Origin of the sequence: Microbacterium sp. cf046, from assembly GCF_900114345.1 — a bacterium.
Lineage (GTDB): Bacteria > Actinomycetota > Actinomycetes > Actinomycetales > Microbacteriaceae > Microbacterium.
In genome coordinates this window covers 582521-605328 of record NZ_FOZJ01000001.1, presented here as the reverse complement: position 1 = coordinate 605328, position 22808 = coordinate 582521, and the positions used below count along the sequence as shown (strand labels likewise).

The following is a 22808-nucleotide window of genomic DNA, read 5'->3' as shown; positions in this document are numbered from 1 at the left end:
GGTGCCCCGCCCGAAGGCTCATCATCGCTTCCGGAATTCCTGGCCGGCGCGGGTTCCGCCATCCACGAGGATGTCGGTCCCGGTGAGGTACCCGGGGGCGTCGCTCGCGCAGAACGCGAGGACCGCGGCGATCTCCTCAGGCCGGCCGAAGCGCTTGATCGCCGAAACCTTGAGGAACTCGGAAGCGCCGTGATCCTTCTCGAGCTGCCCCATCGAGGTGTCGAAACTGCCCGGCGAGACGGAGACGATTCGAGCCCCGCGCTGTCCGAACGCCACGGCCAGACGCCGGGTGTACCAGATCACGAACGACTTGCTGATGCCGTAGGCCAGACCCGATCGCAGCTTCTTTCCCAGCGCACGGGAACGCTTCACGACCGCGCGTGCGAACCGCTCAGGGTCCGTCTCAGCGAACGGGAAGGCTCGGAACGGGATCAACACCTTCGGAAAGCCGTGCCCGGCGACCGAGGCGACATTGACCAGCGCGTCGCCCTCGCCCGCGTGAGTGAGGAACGCTCGGGCAACGTTGACGGTGCCGATTCCGTTGATGCGGGCGATGCGATCGGGTGCTCCCATCTGCGGGCTGATCCCTGCGGTGTGCACGACGGCGCGCACGCGGTGGCCTCCGTCGGCGGCGCTGTCGAAGAGTCGTTCGACCGAGGCACGGTCGGTGATATCGCACACGAAGCCGGCGACATCCACCCCCTCAACGGTCAGCTCCGCGACGGCGCGATCGATCCGCCCTTGGTCCAGGTCGGCGAGCACGATCCGGTGATCCCGCCCGAGGATCCGGGCGGTGGCGAGCCCCATTCCACCGGTTCCGCCGGTGATGACAGCCGTCTGCATCACTTCACCTTCTTTGTCGCGAGCGGCCGTCCGCCGGTGGCGTCCGCCGGACTGTGCAGGGCAGCGACCAGGGCCCACGTGCCCGGCCGAGCAGACCAGGTCTTGGTCTGCGGGTCGCGCTGTGTCGTCGGCGTCAGGTCGAGGCCGATCTCCACGGTCTGCTCCGAGCCCGCGTCGAGAGCGACCCGGGCGAATCCGACGAGCTGCGGGACGATCCGGTCGGCTGCCGTGTCGATCGCGTAGACCTGGGCGACGGTGGAACCCGCCCGGGTACCGGTGTTGCGCACCCGTACCGACGCCGTGGCGCCGTCGTGGCTGACGAATTCGGTCTCGAAGGTGGTGTAGCCCAGACCGAAGCCGAAGGGGAAGGCCGCGGCGTGCCCGTCGGCGTCGAGCTTGCGCTGCCCCCACGATGCGTCGTAGACGATCGACCGCGCTTCGGCGTCGAAGAACGGCAGGTGCGCGACGTCCGTCGGGATCGCAACCGGCAGTCGCCCGCCCGGCTCCTCCGCGCCGGTGAGCACATCGGCGAGCGCGCGACCGCCCTCCATACCGGGATACCAGGCGTGCAGGATCGCGGGGACGCGCGCGCGCCACGCCTCGACGATGATGGCGCTCCCGCCGATCAGAACGACGGCCGTCTTCGGGTTCGCCGTGACGACGGCGTCGACGAGCCGTTCGTCGGCGGCGTGGAGCGTGAGCGACTCCCGGTCGCCGCCACGCCCGAACTGGCTGTTGTTCTTGCGCGGCATCTTGCTGAGCAGCCACCGCACCGGAGCGAGCGTGAACGGGAAGCCGAGGATGCTGAGGTCGATGTCGTCGTTCTCGACGCGCTCCCCCTCGTCGTCGTGGTTCATACCGACGACGAGGATGACGGCATCCGCTTGCCGTGCCGCCACGGCCGCGGCCGTGAGATCGGATCCATCCGCGTGAAGGATGTCGACATCCGGCAGCGCCTCGCGCAGGCCGGCCAGCGGTGACACCGTGGTCGGCGGGTGCACCAGGGAAGATCCGTGGTCACCCGTGTTCGCCTCGTCCGCCAACGCGCCGATCACCGCGAGGCGTGTGATCGACGGGCTCAACGGGAGGAGCGGCGACCCGTCGATGGCGTCGTTCTTCAGGAGCACCATGCCTTGCGTCGCGACGCGGCGCGCGAGTGCGCGGTGCGCGTCGCCCGCGATGACACCCCGACCCGGCTCGGACTCGTCGCGGTCGGCATAGTGACCGAGGATCGTGCGCATGATGCGCCGTGCCGAGGTCAGCACGGTCGCCCGCGCGAGATGGCCGTTCTTGAGGGCACCCGGAAGCTCGCGAGCGCGCAGGAGCTTGAGGGGCATCTCGATGTCGAGTCCCGCCTCCAGGCTCTCGACACCGGCGTGCGTGCCGAACACCCAGTCGCTGGTGACGAAGCCCTCGAACCCCCACTCGTCGCGGAGCACATCGGTGAGGAGGACCTTGTTGACGTCCATGAACTTGCCGTTCACGGAGTTGTACGCGCTCATCACGGATTCTGCGCCCGCATCCACAACCGCCTTGAAGTGCGGCAGGTAGACCTCGTGCAAGGCGTGATCGTCGACGCGGACGTCGACCCTGAACCGGGCGTTCTCCATCGAGTTGAGCGCGTAGTGCTTGACGCAGGCCATCACATTCGGCCGCAGCCCCTTGGTGAGTCCCACGCCCATACGGCCGGTCAAGACCGGGTCTTCGCCGTAGGACTCCTGCGCGCGTCCCCATGCCGGGTGGCGCAGCAGATTGATGCAGACCGCCCCGGAGTAGTTGGCCCCTCGCGCGCGGGCTTCGAGGCCCATCGCAGTTCCGACCTCGCGCTCGAGATCGGGGTCCCATGTCGCCGCGCGGGCAATGCTCACGGGGAAGGCGGTGGACCCATCGATCACGACCCCGCGCGGGCCGTCGGTGAACTGCACGCCGGGAAAGCCGATGCTCTCGACCTGGGCCGCGCCGATGGCGCCTGCCTTGATCATGCCGGGCAGTTTCGTCATCGAGCGAACCGGGATGTCACCATCGAGCAGACCGAGGAGCTCGTCGTCGCTCAGCCCCGAGATCAGCTGCTCGGTCGCCTCGTCACGTTCGAGCACTCCGGCGCGAACGGCGGCGACGGCTTCATCGAACGTCTGGACGGTGGTTGTGGTCGGCATGTCAGTGTCTTTCGTTGGGTGTGGCGGAGACGCGCACCGGCGTTCCACGGGTGATCCCGTTCTCGTTGAACGAGTCGACGGCGATCCAGTACTCGTGACCGGCGTTGAGGGCGCCAAGGTCGTGGGAAGTGCGGGCGTCGAGCTGCCAGCTGGAGTAGAGCTTGTCTTCGGCGATGCCGTACCGCAGGTTGTAGCCCTGCACGCCGATGACGGCAGGCCAGGACAGCCGCGTGTTCATCGACCCGGTGCGCTGAGCTGTCGGCGTCACCGCGGCGGGAGGCTCGCCGGGGCCGATCCCGAACACCCGTAGGCCACTGACGGCGAAACGCCCGCCGTAGGGCTGCGCGAAGCCGGTGACTCTCACGTATCGGTACGTGTCGGGCTTGTCGAGCTCGACGAAGACGTGGGAGCGGCTCGCCCCGGAGACGCGCGAGTCGTAGACGGTGCTCCACTCGATGCGATCGTTCGAGAGCTGCACCAGGAACTCGGTCGCGGGCTCGGTCTGGTTGATGTGGCGCTGCCACAGGGCAGTCAGCGTGGTCTCCTTGCGCGACCGCTTCACGGTCGGGCGAAGGTCGTGCTCGGCGATGTTGACCTGGACCGAGTGGACCGTCGATCCATGCGGGAGCTCGGTCTCGACCCACTGCCCGTGATTGGCGTCCGCCGCGACCCACCATGTGGTGGCGTCTTCATCGACGGCGAGGGCGGGGCCATGCTCGGGATCAGACGAGGAGGCGATCGTCCGCCCCCCGAGATTCAGCAACATCGACCGTGCCGACAGTGACCAGGGGTCGGCCGGCGCTTCGGGGATGGTCATCGGGTAGTCGGCGAACTCCTGGTTGCAGAACAGCACGCCGTCATCGTCGAAGCCCGCGGGAAAGACGCCGATGCGGCGCTCGAACATGAAGTTCTTCGAGATCCGCATCGTCGCGACGTGCCACCAGTTGCCGAACTCGTCCTGAAAGGTCGAACCGTGGCCCGCCCCCGGCATGAACCCGCCGGGCTTGGAGGAGAACGGCGAGTTCGGTGCAAAGGTGAACGGGCCGAGTGGCGACTGGGCCGTGTAGTAGCCGTCGCTGTACGTGTGCAGCTCGGTGCCGGGAGCCGAGTACTGCAGGTAGTACCGGTCCTTGTGCTTGGTCATCCACGCGCCCTCGATGAACGGGTTGGCGCTGATGAACGCCTTCATGGGCAGCGGCACTTTGTCGGCGCTCGGGTCGAAGTTCTTGCCTTTACGCTCCCAGCCGTGGGTGGCGGGCTGCCCGTGGATGATCTCGACGGGCTCGCCGAGCGGCCGGAAGGTCGCACGATCGAGCTCGACGCCTTTGATCGGGGTCTTGTCCGAGCATCCCCAGTACAAGTAGACGCGGCCGTCGTCGTCCTGGAACAGGTTGGGGTCCCAGAACGTGAAGGTGCCCGTTATCTGCTCCCATTGCCCGGCGAGCGGATCACGGGTGCGGTAGAAGTTGCCCTTCTTCGTCGGGTGCGAGGCGCACACGACCATATGGTCGTCGACGATCCGCACGTCGGGCGCGTAGTCGTAGATCGGCAGGGTCGGGGTGGCGACGAAGTCCCAGTTCTTGAGGTCCGTCGAGTGCCAGAACCCGCCCGACATCGACACGAACAGGTAGAAGCGTCCCTGATGATGAATGACTGACGGGTCGGCACCCTCTCGTACCACGCGGCGATAGAACGGGCCTGCCGTCAGCTCTTGGAAGCGGTATGGCAGGTCGATCGGATTGCAGACGATCGCCGACATCGTGCTAGCGGACAGACTTGATCATGAAGATGCTGAAGGCGCCGATGATGATGACGATGAGTGAGCCGATGAACACCGGGACATAGCCGAGGCCGATCCCGACGATTCCGGCGGTGATCAGTGGAGCGATGATGGCGGGGACGGTGTTGGCGGTGTTGAGGATGCCAAGGTCTTTACCGCGGCTCTCTTCTGACGGCAGCACCTCGGTCATCAGGGCGGTGTCGACGCTCAGGAATGCTCCGAGTCCGAGTCCTGAGACGGCGGCGAAGATGATCATTGCGGTCCCTGTCGGCGACAGCAGCGGGATGAAGACGGCGACGCCGAACAGCAGGGACGCGATGAAGATCGGCATCTTGCGGCGCTTGATCTTGTCGGAGAGCGGGCCGGCGACGAAGATGCCTATGACGATTGTGATGAGGCTCGCGAACCCGCCCAGGGCGAGAATGGTGCCCGCTTCATCGTTGGTCAATCCGATGTAGTCGGTGAGGATGTACAGCTGGAAGTTCTGCACCATGAACAGCCCGAGCAGTAGCAGGAAGCGACCGGCGAACGCCCAGTAGAAGTCGGGTGCGTCCGCGGGGAACTTGAACGACTCGGCGAGGCCGCGCAGATCCAGCCTCTGGCGTGGCTCGTCTTTGCTCGAGAAGTCGGGGGCGAGCACGACGAACAGCAGACCGCCGACGAGGATGACACCGGACGCGACGAAGAAGAGCGGGTTCGGGTTGCTGATGAATTGCGACGCGATAATTCCCGCCACCGCGCCGCCGATGACCTGAGCGCCGCCGTAGATCGCGGAGGTGGTCCCGCGCTTCTCTCTCGGAATGCGGTCGGGGAAGACGGCGAGCACTGCCGCGGGAAGTGCGTTGTACAGCAGGCAGTATCCGAGGAAGGCGGCGAGTAGACCCCCGACCGAGTTGGACACGCCTATCAGCACGAGGCCGACGGCACCGGAGACTGCCCCGAAGATGATCCACGGCGTGCGCTTTCCGAGACGACTGCGGGTCAGATCGGAGATAGCCCCCCAGAAGAACAGAGCGAGGGTGGACACCACTCCCGCGAGCGCCGTTGCTACCGCGAGGACCCCTACCTTGTTGGTGGGATCGAGGATTGCGATCTTCGCCGCGAACAGCGTCGATGACGCCATGCTGTTCGCGAACACCCAACTGAGCCCGACGATGAAGAACGCAGTGCCGAGGCGTCTGGTGCTCACTCGAGAGCGGATCGTCAGGAATGTCGCCGTCGGTGCCTCGAGCACTTCAGGGTGGGCAAGTGGTTCGGGGATCTCGGCGGACATCGTCATCCAGCTTTCGTCGGGTAGGGCGTACTGCAGTGTGCGCTTATTCGACCATTCGGTCGATTAGACGCTAACAGAGCCCTCGCATTTTGTCTACCGATCGGTAGAATGATGCCATGACCATCGCCGCAGAACGCACACCGATACCCCGGATGAAGGCGGAAGACCGACGAGAGCAGATTCTCAACGAGGCGTTCCAACTGATCGCGGTCGGTGGATTCAACGCCGTCTCACTCTCCGACATCGCCAAGGCATGCGGCATCCAGAAGTCCTCGGTGCTCCACCACTTTCCCTCGATGAACGACCTCCTGTTCGCCGTGCTTCAGCTCCGGGAGCTGCAGGACTACGAGTACTACGCCGCTCAGCCCGCTCAAGAGGCCCCGGCGAGCCCCATCGCATCACGAGAACGATTCACCCGCGTCTTCCTGCACAACCTGGAGCGTCACGAGTTCGTCCGCCTCTACTCGATCCTCTCGGCCGAAGCACTCTCCCCCGACCACCCTGCGCACGAATACTTCGCGACGAGGTCGCGCGTCGCACGCGCGGAAGTCGCCCGATTCTTGGAGTGGAAAGAAAATCCCGCACTCGCCGCTGCCGAGTTCCTGGCGTTCTGGGACGGCCTCGAACTGAGCTGGCGCCAGGACCCCGAGCTCGATCCCATTGCGATGTGGGACAGCTACTGCGACCGATTCTTCGTCTGAACAGCAGTCACTCGCGCCAGACGGACCGGGCGCTAGAGCCGCGTTCGCCGAGCGCTTCCCGATCGCTCAGCGAGCACGATGAATCTGGAGATGCCGAGGGATGCGCGGCCTGCGAGGGTTACCGTGGGTCAGCTACCCACCGAAGGTGTCAACGGAGGGCCGCACCACCTCATATTCCCGTGGACGCATGATCGCCAGACCGCGGAATTATGCGCATTTCCGAAGCGGCCCCGCAGATAAAGCACGTCGCGCCACCGGTTGCCGGGGGTCGCGAGGCTTACACGTTGCCACCTAATGTGGGCGGGAAGTGGGCAGGGCGCCGCAACGGGGAGAAGAAAACCCCTGATAATCAGGGGTTTTCATGGCGGTGACGGTGGGATTTGAACCCACATCCAGTGATCTTCCGCCGCTGTGCAGCGCTTTCCGCGCCCGTATTCACCCGGGCGGCGACCTTTCGTCGATGTGCGTACCGGTACCGGATACGACGCGTTCTTTCTCACGCGTTTACTCACGAACCGCCCTCTTGGAAAGTTCGTGACGCATCTGGAAACGACGGCGGCGGCTACACCCAGAGTGGCCTTCCCACGAGCGACTGCAGTCGTTGGAGCTCGCGAGCGACGCTGTGTTCCGTCTCCCTCAGTACGTCGCCCGGCCGCCGCTGATGTCGTACACAGCGCCGGTCGAGAAGCTGCACTCATCGGAGGTGAGCCACGCGACGAGGGCGGCGACCTCCGACGCCCTGCCGACCCTGCCCATCGGGATGAGCGAGGTGATGTGCGCGAGCACCTCGGGTGAGGTGGTCGCGTTCATCGGAGTGTCGATCACTGCCGGTGTAATCACGTTGACGAGCACCCCGGTCTTGGCGAGCTCCTTGCCGAGCGACTTGGTCAGGCCGATGACCGCGGCTTTTGAGGCGGAGTATGCGCTGAGGTTCGGGTTACCGTCCTTGCCCGCCATGCTCGCGATGTTGACGATGCGTCCCCAGCCGCGCTCCACCATGCCCGGCGCGACTGCCTGTATGACCCGGAAGGTGCCATGCACATTGACGTCGAATGTGCGTTCCCAGGCCGCCGGATCCGACTCGATCAACGGCCTATTCGGTCCGATGATGCCCGCGCTGTTGATCAGGATGTCAACGTGGCCGACGTCGGCCACGGCCGCCGCGATCGAAGCGGCATCCGTCACGTCGACGTGGTAGTCGGCGTCGGGTGAGACGTCGAAGGTGATGACATCGATGCCGTCGGCTCGCAGCCGGTCGGCGCACGCTGCGCCGAGACCGCTCTCGCCTCCGGTGATGATCGCTCGTTTCACGAGGAACTCCTTGACCCGTCTTTTACCGAACCTCCTCGAGCTCAAACCACAGCTCGAGGGGAATGTGCGCCGCGCTGTTACGCAGGAGTTCCTCTACCCGAGCGGGAGAGGACACCCCGACGACCGTGGAACTGACCCGCGGATCCCGCGTCGAGAACTGCAAAGCTGCCGCAGCCAGCGGTACGCCGAAGCGGTCGCATACGTCTCGCAGTCGTTGCGTCCGGGCCAGGATGTCCGCCGACGGCTCGCGGTACTGATAGCGGGGACGATCCTCGACGGGCTTTGCGAGCAGGCCGCTGGCGTACGGAGCGGCATTGACATAGGAAAGCCCGGCGCCGACGGCATGATCGATGAGATCGTCGGCGCTCCGATCCAGCAGCGTGTACTGGTTGTGGTTGAGAAGGATGTCGAACGCGCCGGTATCCACATAGCGCCGCATGGCATCCAGATCGCCACCCGCGACGCCGATGACGTCGACGAGGCCCCGCCTCTTCAATTCTTTCATCGCGTCGACCGCTCCGCCCGGGGCGATGAGGTCGTCGAATTCGAACGCTTCCGGGTCGTGGAGATAGAAGACGGGCACGCGTTCCAGGCCGAGACGATCGAGACTCTCGGCGAAGGACTCGAGAACTCGGGACCCACTGAACTCGCGATCGCCGGGGGCGGGATCGGCCTTCGTCGCGACGACGAAGCCATCAGGCAGTCCACCCAGCCGGCGGATCGCTTCCCCGATCCGCCGTTCACTCTCGCCGCCGCCGTAGTTGTTGGAGGTGTCGAGGAACGTGATCGACGGCTCCTCGAGGGCGAACTCGACGGTCGCGATCGCTGTCTCGGCCTCTACGTTGTATCCGTAGAGCGCCGGCATGCCGCCGAGCGGGCTGGTTCCAACGCACAACTCCGAGATATAAGGACCGACATGACCCAGCTGCCGCGCAACAGGTCGAGGACTCGGGTTCTCTGCACCACTCATCGGCTCTGGCCTCCGCTCTACCCGTACTCATCCTGCTCCCTGGCAACGCCGTGATCGCTCAAAGAGAGTGAGTCGCCGGATCGGAGGAAAGGATGGGTGCTCGGGGACAGTTGGGGGATACATGACGAATTCAGCGGCTTTGTGCGTCACTCGAAGTCCTCGGGGCTCCACTCGTCGTGCCACTCGATCACTGGCACCTCGCCGTTGAACCGCAGTGGCAGCCAGACGTAGTCAGCGGTCTGGGTGCTGGCGGTCGTGTCCAGCGCGGGGCCGAGTGCCGTCACGAAATCTTCGTGGCTGATGCGCCCCGTGAAGCGCGCGGCGTAGAGCTCGCGGCGATCGGACTGCTCCGGAGAGAGGTCGGGGCGCCAGCGATCACCGAGCGCGATGTAGAGGTCCTTCTTCCCCGGATGCCGGAACACGGAACTGATCTGTGAGCGGAAGGAGGTCCGCGTTGTGTCGCTGGGGTGGATGTCGCCCAGCACTGTCCAGGGACCGTGATACGAGTCGGCGGACGCGACTTCGGACGGGTTGGGAAGGTAGCCGGAGGTCCCCGAGGTGATGAGGTAGTGGCGGCCGTTGCGACGGAAGTAGGCAGGCGCCTCCCGCACCAACGGCGGGTGTGGCTGCGGGAAGTGTGTGGAGTAGTACCCGGTGACGCCCGTGTAGTCGGTGGTGAGGTCTGCGCAGATCAGCTCGCTGTGCACGCGTTCGAAGTAGTAATAGCCTTTTCCGTCGGTGGGATCGGTGACCAGGTCGAAGTCTCCGGCGTCCATGTCCAGAGGGCGCAGGCCCTCGCGAACGATGCGGTAGGGCCCGAACAGGTCGTCGGCTTCGAGGACGGTCGAGGACTGCGTGGACACTGCGCCCATGATCTTGAGCCAGCACACATAGCGGCCCGAGACGGGGTGGCGCAGGATGTGCGGCCGATCCATCATCTGCTCGGGATGCAACGGTGACGTCGGATCATCGAGCACCGGTGGAATGATCAGGCCACGGTCCTCCCAGTTGATGAGGTCATCGGAGACATACGCTCGAACTCCCCAGTGCCACGTCGGACTGCCGGCGGTCGTGAACTCCTTGTTCTCTCCGTACCAGACGAAGCGACCATCTTCGGCGACGATGATGGACCCACCGTGGGCCTGTATCCGGTTGCCGGAGGTATCCAACCAAGGCTGGCCGGGGCGAATGGCCGTCGGATGCTGAGATGTCATGCTCGGGCTCCTATCAGATCTGCAGTCATGCCGAGGGTGAGCTGGGCGTTGTGGCGTAGAACGCTCGCGATGCACCATCGATCACCGCATCCTCCGTGATGGTGACCACGCCCGTGAGACGAAGTTCGTCGGAGGATGAGCCGATCAGAATCTCCACCTCACCCGCTTCGACCCGCCACCGCAGTTCAGCGTCGAGAAAGGCCAGCTGACTCATCGACAGCGTGAAAGAGACGTCGGCATTTTCGCCCGGCTCGAGGTGAACGCGTTGGAAACCGGCCAGGTCGAGGACAGGACGGGTCATCGACGCGTACCGGTCACGGACGTACAGCTGAACGACCTCGGTGCCGGCGTGCTCGCCCGCGTTCGTGAGAGTGAAGCCGACCTCAACGGAACCGGTCGCGATCACTTCGCGCTGGGACAATCGCAGTGCGCTGAAGTCGAACGTGGTGTAGCTCAGCCCGTGACCGAATGCGTATCGCGGCGTGTGCGGGGCATCCACATACTCCGGGAACCCGATGCTCTCACCCTGGTGCCAGCTCGAGCCGTACGGGTGGCCGTAGTAGATGGGGACCTGTCCTGCGTTGCGCGCCACGCTGACCGGCAGTCGCCCGCTCGGGTTGCAGGTCCCGACCAGCACATCGACGATCGCCTCGGCGCCGCACTCGGCCGGACTCCACGCCTCGATCAGCGCAGCGAGATGCCGGTCAGCCGCGTCGCTCGAGACCGGTCTTCCGTCCAGGTGCACGCCCACCATTGGCACACCGAGCTCGGCGAGCGCGTCGATCAGCCCGTCCTGGCAGGGCGGGAGGCCGATATCGGTGGCGTCGATGCCCTCGCCCATGGAAGCGATCGAAGAGGTCCCGTGCTTTCCCCCGAGAGTGAGCAGAATGAGGTCCGCCTGTGCGGCCGCGGCGATCGCCGCTGAGTATCCGGACCTATCGTCACCGGCAATGGGGTACCCATATGACCAGACGATGTCGGCTTCGGGGAGGCGCGTGCGCAGTTCGTCCAGCAGGCTGGCGGCGTCCGGCTTCTGCTGCTGCAGAAGGGCCTCGTACTCTGGACCGTCTGACGCCTCGATGCTCGTTCCCGGGATGTTGATAGCGGTCGGTCGATCGTGGTCGGTCGTCGTCAGGCCGGCCATCGATGCGTATGCCGCGAGCTTGCCTTCCGCCATCGAGTAATGGGTGTAGCCGCCGAAGAAGAACCGTGCGCTGTCCGCGTGGCAGCCGATCACGGCGATCCTCCGCACATCTGGCGCAAGAGGGAGGATGCCGTCATTTCGCAGCAGCACCATCGATTCACGCGCCGACTGCAGCGAAACGCGCGCGTCACCGACGGCGGTGAACCGGGCGTCTCGCTCGGCGCCGTCAGGCGCGAAGGGATGCTCGAAAAGCCCCATCCGGAACTTCGCGGTCAGCACGGCGGTGACCGCTCGATCCAGCAGAGCAGTCTCTGCCTGCCCATCCACGAACCAGTCCCGCAGCTGCGATCCGTACCCTTGCGGCACGTGCAGTTCGACGTCGACTCCAGCTCTCAGGGCTGAAAGGCCCGCATCCGGCAGCGACGCGGCAACGCGCTGAACGCTGTGCAGATTGCCGATCGCGCCGTAGTCCGACACAACGAGCCCCGTGAAGCCCATCTGCTCCCGCAGCAGCGTCGTGAGCAGCCGCACGGATGCGGTGACGGGCTCCCCGGCCACGGAGTTGTACGACGGCATCATGCCAAGGAGACCGGCCTCGGTGATGGCGGCCTGGAAGGGCTTGCCGTATACCTCTTGCAGCAGGCGGTCCGGGATGTCGCAGTGAGCGCCGTGAATGCCGCCCGCGGTGTGGTGCGACCCGATGAAGTGCTTGGCGACCGCTTCGGTGCGCCGGCCGTCGACATCGGCCGCCTGCAGCCCGCGAGTCGCCGCGACGCCCAGGGCAGCCGCGAGCGTTGGGTCCTCGCTGTAGCTCTCGCCGTGCCGCCCCATCCGCGGGTCGCGCGACACATCCAAGACCGGGGCGAGTGTGTGCGTGACTCCGACCGCCCGCTCCTGCCGGCCCACCACTTCACCGATCGCGCGCTCCAGCTCGACATTCCAACTCGCGCCTCGGCCAAGCCCGGCGGGAAAGCTTGTCGCACCCGGCAGGTACGCGCCGCACATTCCCTCCATATGGAAGATGGCGGGGATGCCCAGACGCGACCCGGCCATGGCCTCGGTCTGGATGCGTCGCTGGAAGGAGGTGACCTCATCGAGCGTCCGTGCGGATCTCGTCTCAAGGCACGACACTTCGCCGATTCCGTGGGGGAAGCTCTCCGTGAAGTCCGCGGTGTTGTTGATGTTTGTGGGGAAGTAGCAGGAGATCTGGGCCATCTTCTCGTCCACATTCATGCGAGCGAGAAGAAGTTCGGCCCTTCGTGCGGGATCGAGTCGAACGTCGCTCCAGGGCCCCTTCTCCCCGGTTGTGGGCATTTCAGGCAACGGTTGACTCCCTGGTGTCTGGGTGATGGTGACGACTGTGGTCGCAGTCGAATTCGGGACTTGGGCCGCTTGCGCTCAGGCAGACGCGCGCAATCGGATCGCGACGTAGGGTCGGGCGGGGAGATCGACGCGGACGGTGCCGGAGTGAACGCCCGGAAGTGTCGTCACCGTCATCAGCCAGGTGTCGATGACGTCGATCTCCGCGGTCATCCCGGCGGGGATGGCGACATCGCGGAAGACCGGCCGGTGGTCGCCGAAGTAGATGATGCAGTACTGTCCGGCGATCCCACCCCAGGTCGCATCCCAGTCGGACGGGAGTGGATCGAGTCTGCCCGTCGGTGACTCGGACGCGATCCGCTGCAGGAACTTGAGCCGGGAAATGCTGTCACCGCGCAGGACCCCGCCTTTGGACCACCAGATCTGCTCATCGGCTCGGTAGAAGGTCTCGCCATGGCTGGCGTAGCCCCCGCGAAGGCTGACCTCCCAGAACCGGCGGACGAGGTCTTCGCCCGTGAGGCTTCCCCATCCCTGGTCAAGATCACCCTCGTATCCGGTCTCATCGACGAGGACTGGTTTGCGCCACGTGCGGCGCCATTTGTCGACGGACTTCGCGAGATCTTCTCCGTGCTGGATGCTGCAGTGGGTTACCCATTCGGAGGATGCGTCCCAGATCTCCATCCAGTTATGGATGGAGATCAGGTGACCGACGTGGTCTTCTTCGCGAAGGAGATTTGCGAGTCGGTCCCAGTCTTCGAGGCTCTTGTTCACGAGTAGGTCATACTCGTTCGCCATCGACCACCAGACGTGGGGGAAGGCGCTCAGCCGACGAGCGAGGTATCGGACATACCGGTCATCGGCGGTACTGCTCTGATTCGACAGACTCCAACGCTCATCGTATGGGTGGAAGATGATGAGGTCGGCTTGGATGCCCAGCTCTCCGAGCTGACGAAGCAGGTCTTCCAGGTGCCGCCAGTACTCCAGGTCGAAGCGGGTGGTGTCCCAACTGCCGTCCGGTCGCCGTTCCCAGACGTAGTGATCAGGATCGTTCGAGTTGTAGATCATGTCCTTCGGAAACACGCACATCCGGATCTTATTGAACGGCGCTCCCCTCAAAGTGTCGAGGGTCTGCTGCTGCAGCGCCTCACTCTGGTGATTCCAGACATAGGCGGTCGTTCCCAACGGCAGAAACGGTGTGCCATTCGCATACTCGAAGTGAAACTCATCGACCACACCCACAGGGCCCCGAAGGTCGCTGTCCTCTACATCGATGACGCCCGCCACGCCATCGAGAGAACGCGCATTGGACGACGTGACAAATTCCCACGCCCCCGCGGACCGCGGAAGAAAGCGGATCACATAGCGCCCGTCGCCGTCATAGAACCCACCGACACGAATCGACTGCCCGGCCGAGGTGAATGTCGCCCAGACGTCGACATCAACGAAGGGGTTACCGTGCGACGGGCCGTCCAGCACGACTTCCGCGAGTTCGAGCCGCCTAACGCGCGGCGGCAGCGTCAACACTGCGCTCGCCCTCGCCACTGACTCAGCCTCATAGCCAGCAACGGGAACAATGGCCGTCTCCTCGCGCCTCGCGGGGCGCGGATCTTCGATGTCCCCGACTCGGTCGATCACGGCATCGACTCGTGGGTCGTCATCCCCGAGCATCAGCGTGAGCAACGAGCCCGTCGGGAAGGCGACCAGGCTTCTGGCGATAGGCGAATCCATCAGGTCAGGTACGAGCTCATCGAGCACGGCCTTCGCGTCGGGCGCATCAAGGACAGCTGAGAGAGGCGATCGGGCGTTGAGCGTAGGCAAGGGGTCTCCTGTTCAGGGTGGTCACTCGATCTGCTCCGCTCATCCTGAGCACAGCCGGTAGCAGGCTGTTGGCCTGCCAGCCTTGCGGAATCGAGCGGGCTCCGAGGGTGAGTACTCGCCCTCGGTTACCATGGCACTATAACGTTATCTTTCGCGACATGCATAACGTTCTTTTTCTCGCGCCTCGATCGGTGGAAACCGGAAAGTCAGGCGCCGCTCGTGTGCCGCGGAACGAGCGACACGGGGAGCGTCTCATGTCGGAACTCCAGGCGACCTTCGATGCGTTCAAGGAGCATTTGCGCTGCTATCCGGCCCATCTCGAAGCCGGACTGGTCCACGGTCGTGAGCGAGAGCGGAGGCCATGCGGACATCGGGATATTGTCATAGCCGACGACCGCGAGATCGGCCGGCGTGCGAATCCCTCGCGCCCACGCCTCACCCAGAAACCCAAGAGCAGTGACGTCCGGACCGGCGATCACCGCGTCCGGCAACTCGTCGCGTGACAACAGCAGTTTGGCAGCCGCCGCTCCGCCTTCGTACGACCATTCCGTCGTCACCACATCGATCGCGTTGTGCAGGCCGTGGGCAGCCATCGCGGTGCGATATCCCTGAAGGCGGACATGCTGGGGCAGATCGGACGCGCCCTCGTCTTGGCTCGCGAAGAAGGTGATCCGGTGATGACCGGAATCGACGAGGTGTTGCACGATGAGCTGCGTTCCCAGCGCGTCGTCGCCCGCGATGGTGTCATAGCGGGTGTTTTCGCCATGACGACCGATGACCACGATCGGGATCTGGCTGGCGATGTCCTCTAGCCTGCTGGTCGCACCGAGCGGTGCCACCAGGAGCAGGCCACCCATCCGATGGTCGATGAGCGATTCCATTGCGGTGTAGTGCGATTTCGCGGTCAGGCCGGCGGGCGAGATGAAGACCTCGTACCCGGACTCCGACAGCACCTGGACAGCACCGTTCGACAGGGCGGCGAAGAAGGGGCTGTCGATGCCGCCGGGGAGAAGAACCCCGATCGTCTTCAGCGGACCCCGCAATCCCTGCGCCATGCGGTGGGGACGGTAGCCGAGCTTGGCCACCGCGTTGTTGACCTTCCCCCGCATCTCTTCGCTGACGCCGCTGGTCCCCCGCACGACTTTTGACGCCGACGCGACGGACACGCCCGCGAGGTGCGCCACGTCGACGATTGTCACTCTGTGCCCGATGAGGGCTTCGTCGTGCGATCTCACGTTCATGATCTCTCCCGCATCCTGGCGCTTCTTCGACACCGCCGTCGCTCAAAGAGAACGTTATAGGAGAAAGGGGTTGCGTGGGTCATGATCCTCGGATAACGTTCTTGCATTCCTAAAAAATAACGTTCTCTAACCAATCACTTCGAGTGCAAGGAAGCCCCGATGCCCGTATCAGCGAAGCTGTCGCAACACCCGCGGAAGTCGTGAAGTGACCACTACGACACCCCCAGTGCGCACGGCACCCCGCTCCACCAGGGACAGCCTGCGGGGCACTCGCCGGCGGCGGTCCGACTCCGTGGGCCGCGGACTCTGGTGGTTTGCTCTGCCTGCTATTGCCGCCTACGTCTACGTCGTCATCGTGCCTAGCGCCGTGGGCATGCTCTCCGCGTTCACGAACTGGTCATTCTTGAACTCCCCGCCGGACTTCATCGGCTTCGAGAACTTCGTCCGGGCTTTCCAGGGAGAGGCCGGTCCGGCGGCAATTCGCACGCTGTTCATCGCGGTCGTCGTCGTTATCTGGCAGAACGTTCTGGGGTTGGGGCTGGCGCTCCTGCTGCATGGCAAGGTGTTCGGCCGGAACGTGCTGCGGACGATCATCTTCGCGCCGATGGTGGTCTCGGCGCTCGTTGTCGGCTACCTGTTCAAGTACATCTTCGGTCCACCCGGCGCCGGCGCCGTCAACGGTCTTCTCGGCGCGTTGGGGATGGAGCAAGTCGACTTCCTTGGCAACCCGACGTCGGCGCTGTGGATCATCATCGTCACGGTGATCTGGCAGTTCACCGGGTCGACGATGATCATCTACCTCGCGGGACTGCAGGGCGTTCCCCAAGAACTCGACGAGGCTGCAGCGCTCGATGGGGCCGGCTACTGGAAGCGTTTCTGGTATGTCACGCGACCGCTCCTCGCACCGGCCATCACGATCAACCTGATGATCGGGCTGATCGGCGGGCTGAAGATCTTCGACCAGATCATCTCGCTGACCAACGGGGGACCCGGTAACCAGACCCAGACCATCTCCACGCTGATCTACCAGATCTTCTCCAACTTCGGTGAGTACGGGCGCTCTGCCGCTCTCGCCGTCGTACTCACCATCGGCGTCGCAATCCTGTCCGTCATCCAGTTCCGCGTACTGCGGAGGCAGGAGCGCAACTCGTGAAGACCTCGCTTTCGGGACGGATCGCCGCGAACGGCACCGCGTACATCACAACGCTGATCTTCCTCATTCCCGTATACATCCTCATCAACCTGGCTTTCAAGCCGGCGGATGACCTCACGGCCGGGTTGCTTCCGAGCTCACGACCGACGCTGGACAATTTCATCCAGGCGTGGAACAGCTCGACTCTGCCGCAATCGATCATCATGAGCATTCTGGTGACCGGGCTCGCATCGGTCGTCCTGTTGGCGTTCGCGACGATGGCTGCGTATCCCCTTGCTCGTTCGACCTCCCGCTGGTCGAACGTGACGTTCTACGTCTTCCTCATCGGCCTGCTGCTGCCCTTTCAGCTGGGCATGATTCCGCTCTACATCCAGATGCGCGATCTCGGGCTGCTGGGCACTATCTGGTCGCTCGTGGTGATCTACTCCGGCGCGTTCATGCCCTTCTCGATCTTCCTGCTGACAACCTTTCTGCGCTCGAGCGTCCCCATCGAGTTCGAGGAAGCCGCCCACATCGACGGCTGCAGCCACGTGCGCACCTTCTGGCATGTCGTCCTTCCACTGCTTCGCCCCGCGCTCGGTACGGTGTTCATCCTCAACGGTGTCGGCATCTGGAACGACTTCTTCACGCCCCTGATCTATTTGGCCGGCAGTGGACAGTCCACAATCCCGCTGGCGATCTACTCCTTCGTCGGGCAGTACACGTCGAACTGGCCGCTTATCTTCGCTTCGCTGGTCATCTCGATGATCCCGATCCTGACGCTGTACCTGATCTTCCAGCGGTACGTCATCCGAGGATTCGCGGGCGGCCTGAAGGGCTGAATGCCCCGTCCCCAGCAAGACGTCGTCCGGCGCCCGGCCGGACGGACCACCAAGAAATGCACTCACAGAGAACGGACCAGATCGATGAAGATTCGCAATATGGCCGCGACGAGCGCCATCGTCGCCATCAGCGCGCTCGCGCTCACGAGCTGCTCAGGCGGCGGAGGTGACGCGCCGGCTCCGTCAGACGGCGAGGTCAGTGGCACGTTGACCGGAGTGTTCTTCTCCGGTTTCCAAGAGACCTACGAGAAGATCGCGACCGCGTTCGAGGAAGAGTACCCGGACGTCACTGTCGACTTCGATTACCAGGGCGGGGACGTCGGCCAACTGGTGATGACGCAGATGCAGGGCGGCACTGCCCCCGACATCCTCACCTCCTTCCCGGGCGGGGATCCGAAGGACAACGCGGACAACGTCGCACCATTGGCGGCGAACGGCCTGATCGCTCCCCTCGACGTGACCTGGGCGGACGACATCCCGGAGGCATGGGCATCGGACTTCACGTACGAGGGTGAGGTGTACGCCTATCCGGGCGCCCTGCAACCGCTCAGCGCGATCTACAACCAGACCAAGATGGAGGAACTCGGGCTGTCCGTTCCGACAACCCTCGACGAAGTGCTCCAGCTCTGCGCCGACGCGGTCGATGCCGGCGTATACGCCTACGCGCAGGGACTTGGCGAGGCCGCGGCGGGGCCGCAGATGTTCCCATTCGCCCACACCGCAACGCTCCTCGCGCCGGAGGTGCCCGACTTCGACGAGCAGCTGGCGGCAGGGGAGGCCACCTACCCGGAGTCCCCGTGGGTAGACATCATCGAGATCCAGCAGGATCTCTGGGACGCCGGCTGCTTCGGCGAGGGTGCCCTCGGGCGGTCTCGTGAGCAGGGCGCCACCGCGGTGGCCGCCGGTGACGCGCTGGGAATCGTCGACGTCGGCGCAGTCCTGGCCTCTATCAGTACGGCCGGGCCGGACAACTCCTATGTGGTCGCCGCCGTACCGGCGACCAATGATGGCGATACGTTCGTGACGGCTCTGCCCGGCTTCGTGACCACCATCAACGCGAAGGCGAAGAACCCAGCCGCAGCCCAGGCGTTCCTCGAGTTCATGGGCACCCCGGAGGCTTCTGCCATCTACGCCGACGGCTTCAAGTCGGTTCCGGTCATCCCCAACGATGAGTACACGCCCACGGCGGAGCTCGAGGAGTTCGCGGCCCTCATCGCCGACAACAAGGGTATGCGGCTGCCCACCCTGCAGGCAGAGGTCCAGTCGACGTTGAACCAGCAGCTGCAGGCGATGTTCCTCGGCAACACCACCCCCGAAGGCGTGACCGAGAGCATGCAGTCCGCTTACAAGCAGTAATCGTCCTCTCTGGTCCGGGGGCGTCGCGGGCAATAGATCGCGGCCCCCCGGACTACACAACGGCTTCAGGAGACCTGTGCCGGCCGCCTAGGGCGCCTCATCCTCGATTGCGCCTCATGCTCGATCGGGCCGTGCTCCTGATGCTGCTCGCCTTCGGACATCCCGGCACCGCTCATCGTCTTGCATCACCCAGCAACTCGGTGCGGTCTGCACCATCAACGAAGAAGTTGGATCTCACGTGAACGAATCACATTCCACACCCCGGAACACACGAGCAGACCGGCGCACGCCGCGACGGCTTTGGCCCGCCGCCACCGGTATGGCGTTCGCCCTCGTTGCAACCGCCCTCACCGGGTCGCCGGCCGTCGCCGCCGAACCGCAGCAATGTGCTCCGGATGCGACCGGCGCGTGGCAGATCACTGCCGACTGCATCGATCCGCTATACACGCAGCCGGTGATCGACACCGAGACCGACCAGACATCGCCAGTACCCCACCACCGCGTCTCCGGCCACTTCGAAGGCACGAACATCCAATTCACCATCTACCTCCACCCCGAAGCGGATAAGAACGAGTGGGAGGGGCGATTCTTCCAGTACACCTACCCCATCACCTTCACGCCCGGCGAGAACTTGTCACAGGCCAAAGACCGCGCTATCGAATTCGGCCTGGCGAGCGGGGGATACACCGTGCAGGCCGGGAACAACTTCCTGTCGCTGGGCTACCGGCACGCCGCCGCCGCCGCCAAATTCGCAGAGCAGGTTGCAGCGGACTACTACGGCAGCGACCGGGAGATCTACGGCTACCTTTGGGGCCCGAGCGGCGGCTCCCTGCAGACCGTTGGCGCTGCCGAGAACGTCGCAGGCGTCTGGCAGGGGTTCGTGCCGGTCGTTCAGGCAGTGCCGCAGCCGAACAGCTACCCCACAAACGGCCGGTCCGCCGCTGAGTTGATCCTCGCCGACAAGGCGGACGAGATCAGGGATGCACTGATGCCCGGCGGCAGCGGCGATCCTTACGCGACTCTTGATGAGGCGGAGCGGGCGGTGCTCGAAGAGCTCCACCTGCTCGGCATCCCCTGGAAGGCCTGGGAGAACCCGGACTATCTGCTCGGCAATGACAGCAGGTTCTACGGCACAGGGCTGGATTCGGATGCACCTGTTCCGTACGACTCTACCTATGTCGATGACTTCTGGAACACCCAGGGATACCTCGGCACCGAAGACTCGCCGCTCGGCGCGCGCGTCCGCTCGGAGCTGGTGGAGATGGGCGACACCGTCGAACATCGTTGGAACATCGCCAAGCGCTTCGCCTACCGCTACCAACTGCCCCCCGTAAACCAGGGGTGGATCGCGCTGGACCAGTTCCGCAACGCAGACGGCACTCCGATTTATCCGCAGCGCCCCGCTGAGTCTTTCGAACCCCAGCGCTTCAACTCGGTAGCGGGCAACACGGCGTTCGACGGGTCCGTCAATGGCAAGGTGATCGTCGTGTCCAATCTGTACGACGTCGACGCGCTGCCGGTGCACACCGACTGGTACCGCAAGCGCGTTGAGCAGAGCCTGGGCGCCGCGGCGGCCGACTCCTACCGGGTCTATTTCAACGACCGGGCCGACCACCAAGGTGCCGACACGGTCGGCGACCGTGCGGCAAGTCTCGTGGACTACATCGGCATCGTCGAGCAAGCCCTTCGGGACATGGCGAGCTGGGTCGAGGACGGTGTCCCTGCGCCGGAATCCACTCAGTATCACGTCGAGGACTCGCAGGTCGTCGTCACCTCAGAGGACGCCGACGCGCGCGGCGGGCTCCAGCCCACTGCAGACCTGACGATCAATGGTGCGGATCGAGCCGACGTCGAGACTGGTCAAGCCGTGACACTGACGCTCACCGCAGATGCACCGGACGGACTCGGCGAACTTGTGAAGACGTGGTTCGACTATCTCGGAACAGGCGCCTTCGAGGGAGTCCCCTTCGGAGATCCAGCGAACGAGGTCACCACCGACGTCACGCACGCATACACCAGCCCCGGCACGGTCTTCGCGGGCGCCAGGGTGGCCGCGAATCGCAACGGCGACCCCGCCGATGCCAACGCCCGACTACTGAACATCGACCGGGTACGGATCGTCGTACACGAAGGCGCGGCACCCGTCGTCACCGCCGAACCGTCCAAGGCGCGAACCGTGACTCTGAGTGCGACCGATGACTACTCGGGCGTGGCCTCCGTCGAGTACCGCACGATCAAGAAGCCGGGAGCCACGCCGTCCGAGTGGCAGGCGTACACGGGACCGATCAAGCTGTCCGGTGGCAAGTCGATCGTTGAATACCGGGCGACGGACAACTCCGGAAAAACGAGCGAGATCGGCTCCATCGCGGCAAAGTGACCTGCCCGGCTGCCTACCGGAACGGCGGCCACCGCAGATCCTATGCGGTGGCCGCCTGATCAAGGCTCCACATTGTCGATGCGAATCTGCGCGGCGCGCCCACATGACCAGCCATCCCACCACGAAAGGAAACCGCGCATGTCGCGCGACGTATCAGTAGATCTGCTCGCAGAGGACCGCTTCGCCCCCGTAGTGGACGCGTTCGCCAGGACACTCGACGAAACGGACCGCAGTGGCGCCGCGCTGTCGGTGTGGCTGGACGGACAGCCGGTCATCGAGGCGCGAGGTGGCACAGCCGACGAGCGCACGGGGGCCCGCTGGCAACCCGATACGCTGACCGTCGTCTTCTCGTGCACGAAGGGATTGGCGGCGATCGCCATCGGACGCCTGCTTCAGTCCGGCGCGCTGCCTTCCCTCGACATGCCAGTCGCTGACATCTGGCCCGAGTTCGCCGCCCACGGCAAGAACCGAGTGTCCGTCGGCGATACCCTCGCCCACCGCGCCGGTGTCCCCGCGCCCAGTGTCGACGTGACGCTCGAGCAACTGCTCGACGGCGCCGAATTCGCGCGCATCATCGCCGCGGAGAAGCCGTTGTGGACGCCAGGCGAAGCACACCAGTATCACGCCGTGACGGTAGGGGCGATCAGCGCTCAGATCGTCGCCCGAATCTCGGGCCGCTCCCTCGGCGAGTTCCTTGTGGCCGACATCGCTGAGCCTCTGGCAGCCGACACCTGGATCGGCCTTCCCGCCGACCTTGAGCCTCGGGTGGCCCGGCTCATCCCAGGTCAGCCTGCCGCCGCTTGGCCGCCGCCGGTAGACGAGAACCCGGATGCGGAGTGGCTGGAAAGAGCCGTCACCCTCGGGGGTGCCCTGAACCCCGACCTGCTGGGTCCGGGGGATGGTTTCAACGGTCGTCACCTGCATGCCGCTGAGATCGGTGGAGCCGGTGCGATTTCAAGTGCGACTGGTCTCGCACGCATCTGGTCGGCGACCGTCGCGGAGACCCGCGGCATCCGGCTATGGAGCGCCGAGACTGCCGAGCTAATGGCCAAGCCTCGCAGCGCAGGCCTCCCCTTCTTCGACAATGGTCCACCGCCGTACCAAGCATGGGGCGCCGGCGTGATGATCCCCTCCGATTGGGACCCCTACCTCACCCCGGCGTCATTCGGGCACGACGGCGCCGGCGGGCAGGTGGCCTTCGCCGATGCCGATGCACGGGTCGGATTCGCCTACGTGACCAACCGGATGCTGGACATGGAGCGCGGGATCAGCGTCGTGACCGCTCTCCGCGACGCACTCGGATAGCCCTCGTCCTTTCAGATTCGGAGCA

At 64.8% G+C, this 22808-nt stretch carries 16 protein-coding genes; 6 read left to right on the top strand and 10 right to left on the bottom strand.

Features of this window, described 5'->3' with window-relative positions; translation table 11 throughout:
• Positions 1-21 precede the first annotated feature (21 nt).
• The 4 genes from BM349_RS02790 to BM349_RS02775 are packed head-to-tail and all read right to left on the bottom strand — an operon-like array spanning position 22 to position 6058.
• Positions 22-843: an SDR family NAD(P)-dependent oxidoreductase gene (locus tag BM349_RS02790; protein ID WP_091702479.1), complete on the bottom strand. Its 822-nt coding sequence runs from the start codon at positions 841-843 to the stop codon at positions 22-24.
• Positions 843-2999, bottom strand: coding sequence for a beta-glucosidase family protein (locus BM349_RS02785; RefSeq protein ID WP_091702476.1), 2157 nt, complete (start codon positions 2997-2999; stop codon positions 843-845). The genes BM349_RS02790 and BM349_RS02785 overlap by 1 nt, the downstream gene beginning before the upstream one ends.
• A gap of 1 nt (position 3000) precedes the next feature.
• Positions 3001-4758, bottom strand: a complete 1758-nt coding sequence (locus BM349_RS02780; protein WP_091702473.1) for a family 43 glycosylhydrolase — start codon at positions 4756-4758, stop codon at positions 3001-3003.
• 4 nt (positions 4759-4762) lie between these two features.
• Complete coding sequence (locus BM349_RS02775; RefSeq protein ID WP_091702468.1) at positions 4763-6058, bottom strand: MFS transporter; 1296 nt, start codon at positions 6056-6058, stop codon at positions 4763-4765.
• A gap of 110 nt (positions 6059-6168) precedes the next feature.
• Here BM349_RS02775 and BM349_RS02770 point away from each other — a divergent pair, with 110 nt between their 5' ends.
• The gene (locus BM349_RS02770; RefSeq protein WP_091702462.1) at positions 6169-6753 is read left to right on the top strand and encodes a TetR/AcrR family transcriptional regulator; all 585 of its coding nucleotides are present in this window, start codon (positions 6169-6171) and stop codon (positions 6751-6753) included.
• 636 nt (positions 6754-7389) lie between these two features.
• Here BM349_RS02770 and BM349_RS02765 read toward each other — a convergent pair.
• The 6 genes from BM349_RS02765 to BM349_RS02740 form a co-directional block, all read right to left on the bottom strand.
• The gene (locus tag BM349_RS02765; RefSeq protein WP_091702455.1) at positions 7390-8064 is read right to left on the bottom strand and encodes an SDR family NAD(P)-dependent oxidoreductase; all 675 of its coding nucleotides are present in this window, start codon (positions 8062-8064) and stop codon (positions 7390-7392) included.
• A gap of 22 nt (positions 8065-8086) precedes the next feature.
• Complete coding sequence (locus BM349_RS02760) at positions 8087-9034, bottom strand: aldo/keto reductase (RefSeq protein ID WP_302848243.1); 948 nt, start codon at positions 9032-9034, stop codon at positions 8087-8089.
• A 146-nt stretch (positions 9035-9180) separates the two neighbouring features.
• Complete coding sequence (locus BM349_RS02755) at positions 9181-10248, bottom strand: family 43 glycosylhydrolase (RefSeq protein ID WP_091702452.1); 1068 nt, start codon at positions 10246-10248, stop codon at positions 9181-9183.
• A 25-nt stretch (positions 10249-10273) separates the two neighbouring features.
• Positions 10274-12625: a glycoside hydrolase family 3 N-terminal domain-containing protein gene (locus tag BM349_RS02750; RefSeq protein ID WP_254773694.1), complete on the bottom strand. Its 2352-nt coding sequence runs from the start codon at positions 12623-12625 to the stop codon at positions 10274-10276.
• 165 nt (positions 12626-12790) lie between these two features.
• Positions 12791-14467, bottom strand: a complete 1677-nt coding sequence (locus BM349_RS02745) for a DUF5605 domain-containing protein (protein WP_254773693.1) — start codon at positions 14465-14467, stop codon at positions 12791-12793.
• A gap of 269 nt (positions 14468-14736) precedes the next feature.
• Positions 14737-15804: a LacI family DNA-binding transcriptional regulator gene (locus BM349_RS02740; RefSeq protein WP_091702445.1), complete on the bottom strand. Its 1068-nt coding sequence runs from the start codon at positions 15802-15804 to the stop codon at positions 14737-14739.
• 322 nt (positions 15805-16126) lie between these two features.
• Here BM349_RS02740 and BM349_RS02735 point away from each other — a divergent pair, with 322 nt between their 5' ends.
• From BM349_RS02735 to BM349_RS02715, 5 genes are all read left to right on the top strand, one after another.
• A complete protein-coding gene (locus tag BM349_RS02735; protein WP_254773692.1) occupies positions 16127-16924 on the top strand; it encodes a carbohydrate ABC transporter permease in 798 nt (265 codons plus the stop codon).
• Entirely contained in the window at positions 16921-17745 is an 825-nt protein-coding gene (locus tag BM349_RS02730) for a carbohydrate ABC transporter permease (RefSeq protein ID WP_091702438.1), read from the top strand. The genes BM349_RS02735 and BM349_RS02730 overlap by 4 nt, the downstream gene beginning before the upstream one ends.
• A gap of 99 nt (positions 17746-17844) precedes the next feature.
• Entirely contained in the window at positions 17845-19101 is a 1257-nt protein-coding gene (locus BM349_RS02725) for an ABC transporter substrate-binding protein (protein ID WP_175525168.1), read from the top strand.
• 319 nt (positions 19102-19420) lie between these two features.
• A complete protein-coding gene (locus BM349_RS02720) occupies positions 19421-21478 on the top strand; it encodes an OmpL47-type beta-barrel domain-containing protein (RefSeq protein ID WP_091702429.1) in 2058 nt (685 codons plus the stop codon).
• A 138-nt stretch (positions 21479-21616) separates the two neighbouring features.
• Complete coding sequence (locus BM349_RS02715; RefSeq protein WP_175525167.1) at positions 21617-22783, top strand: serine hydrolase domain-containing protein; 1167 nt, start codon at positions 21617-21619, stop codon at positions 22781-22783.
• Positions 22784-22808 lie beyond the last annotated feature (25 nt).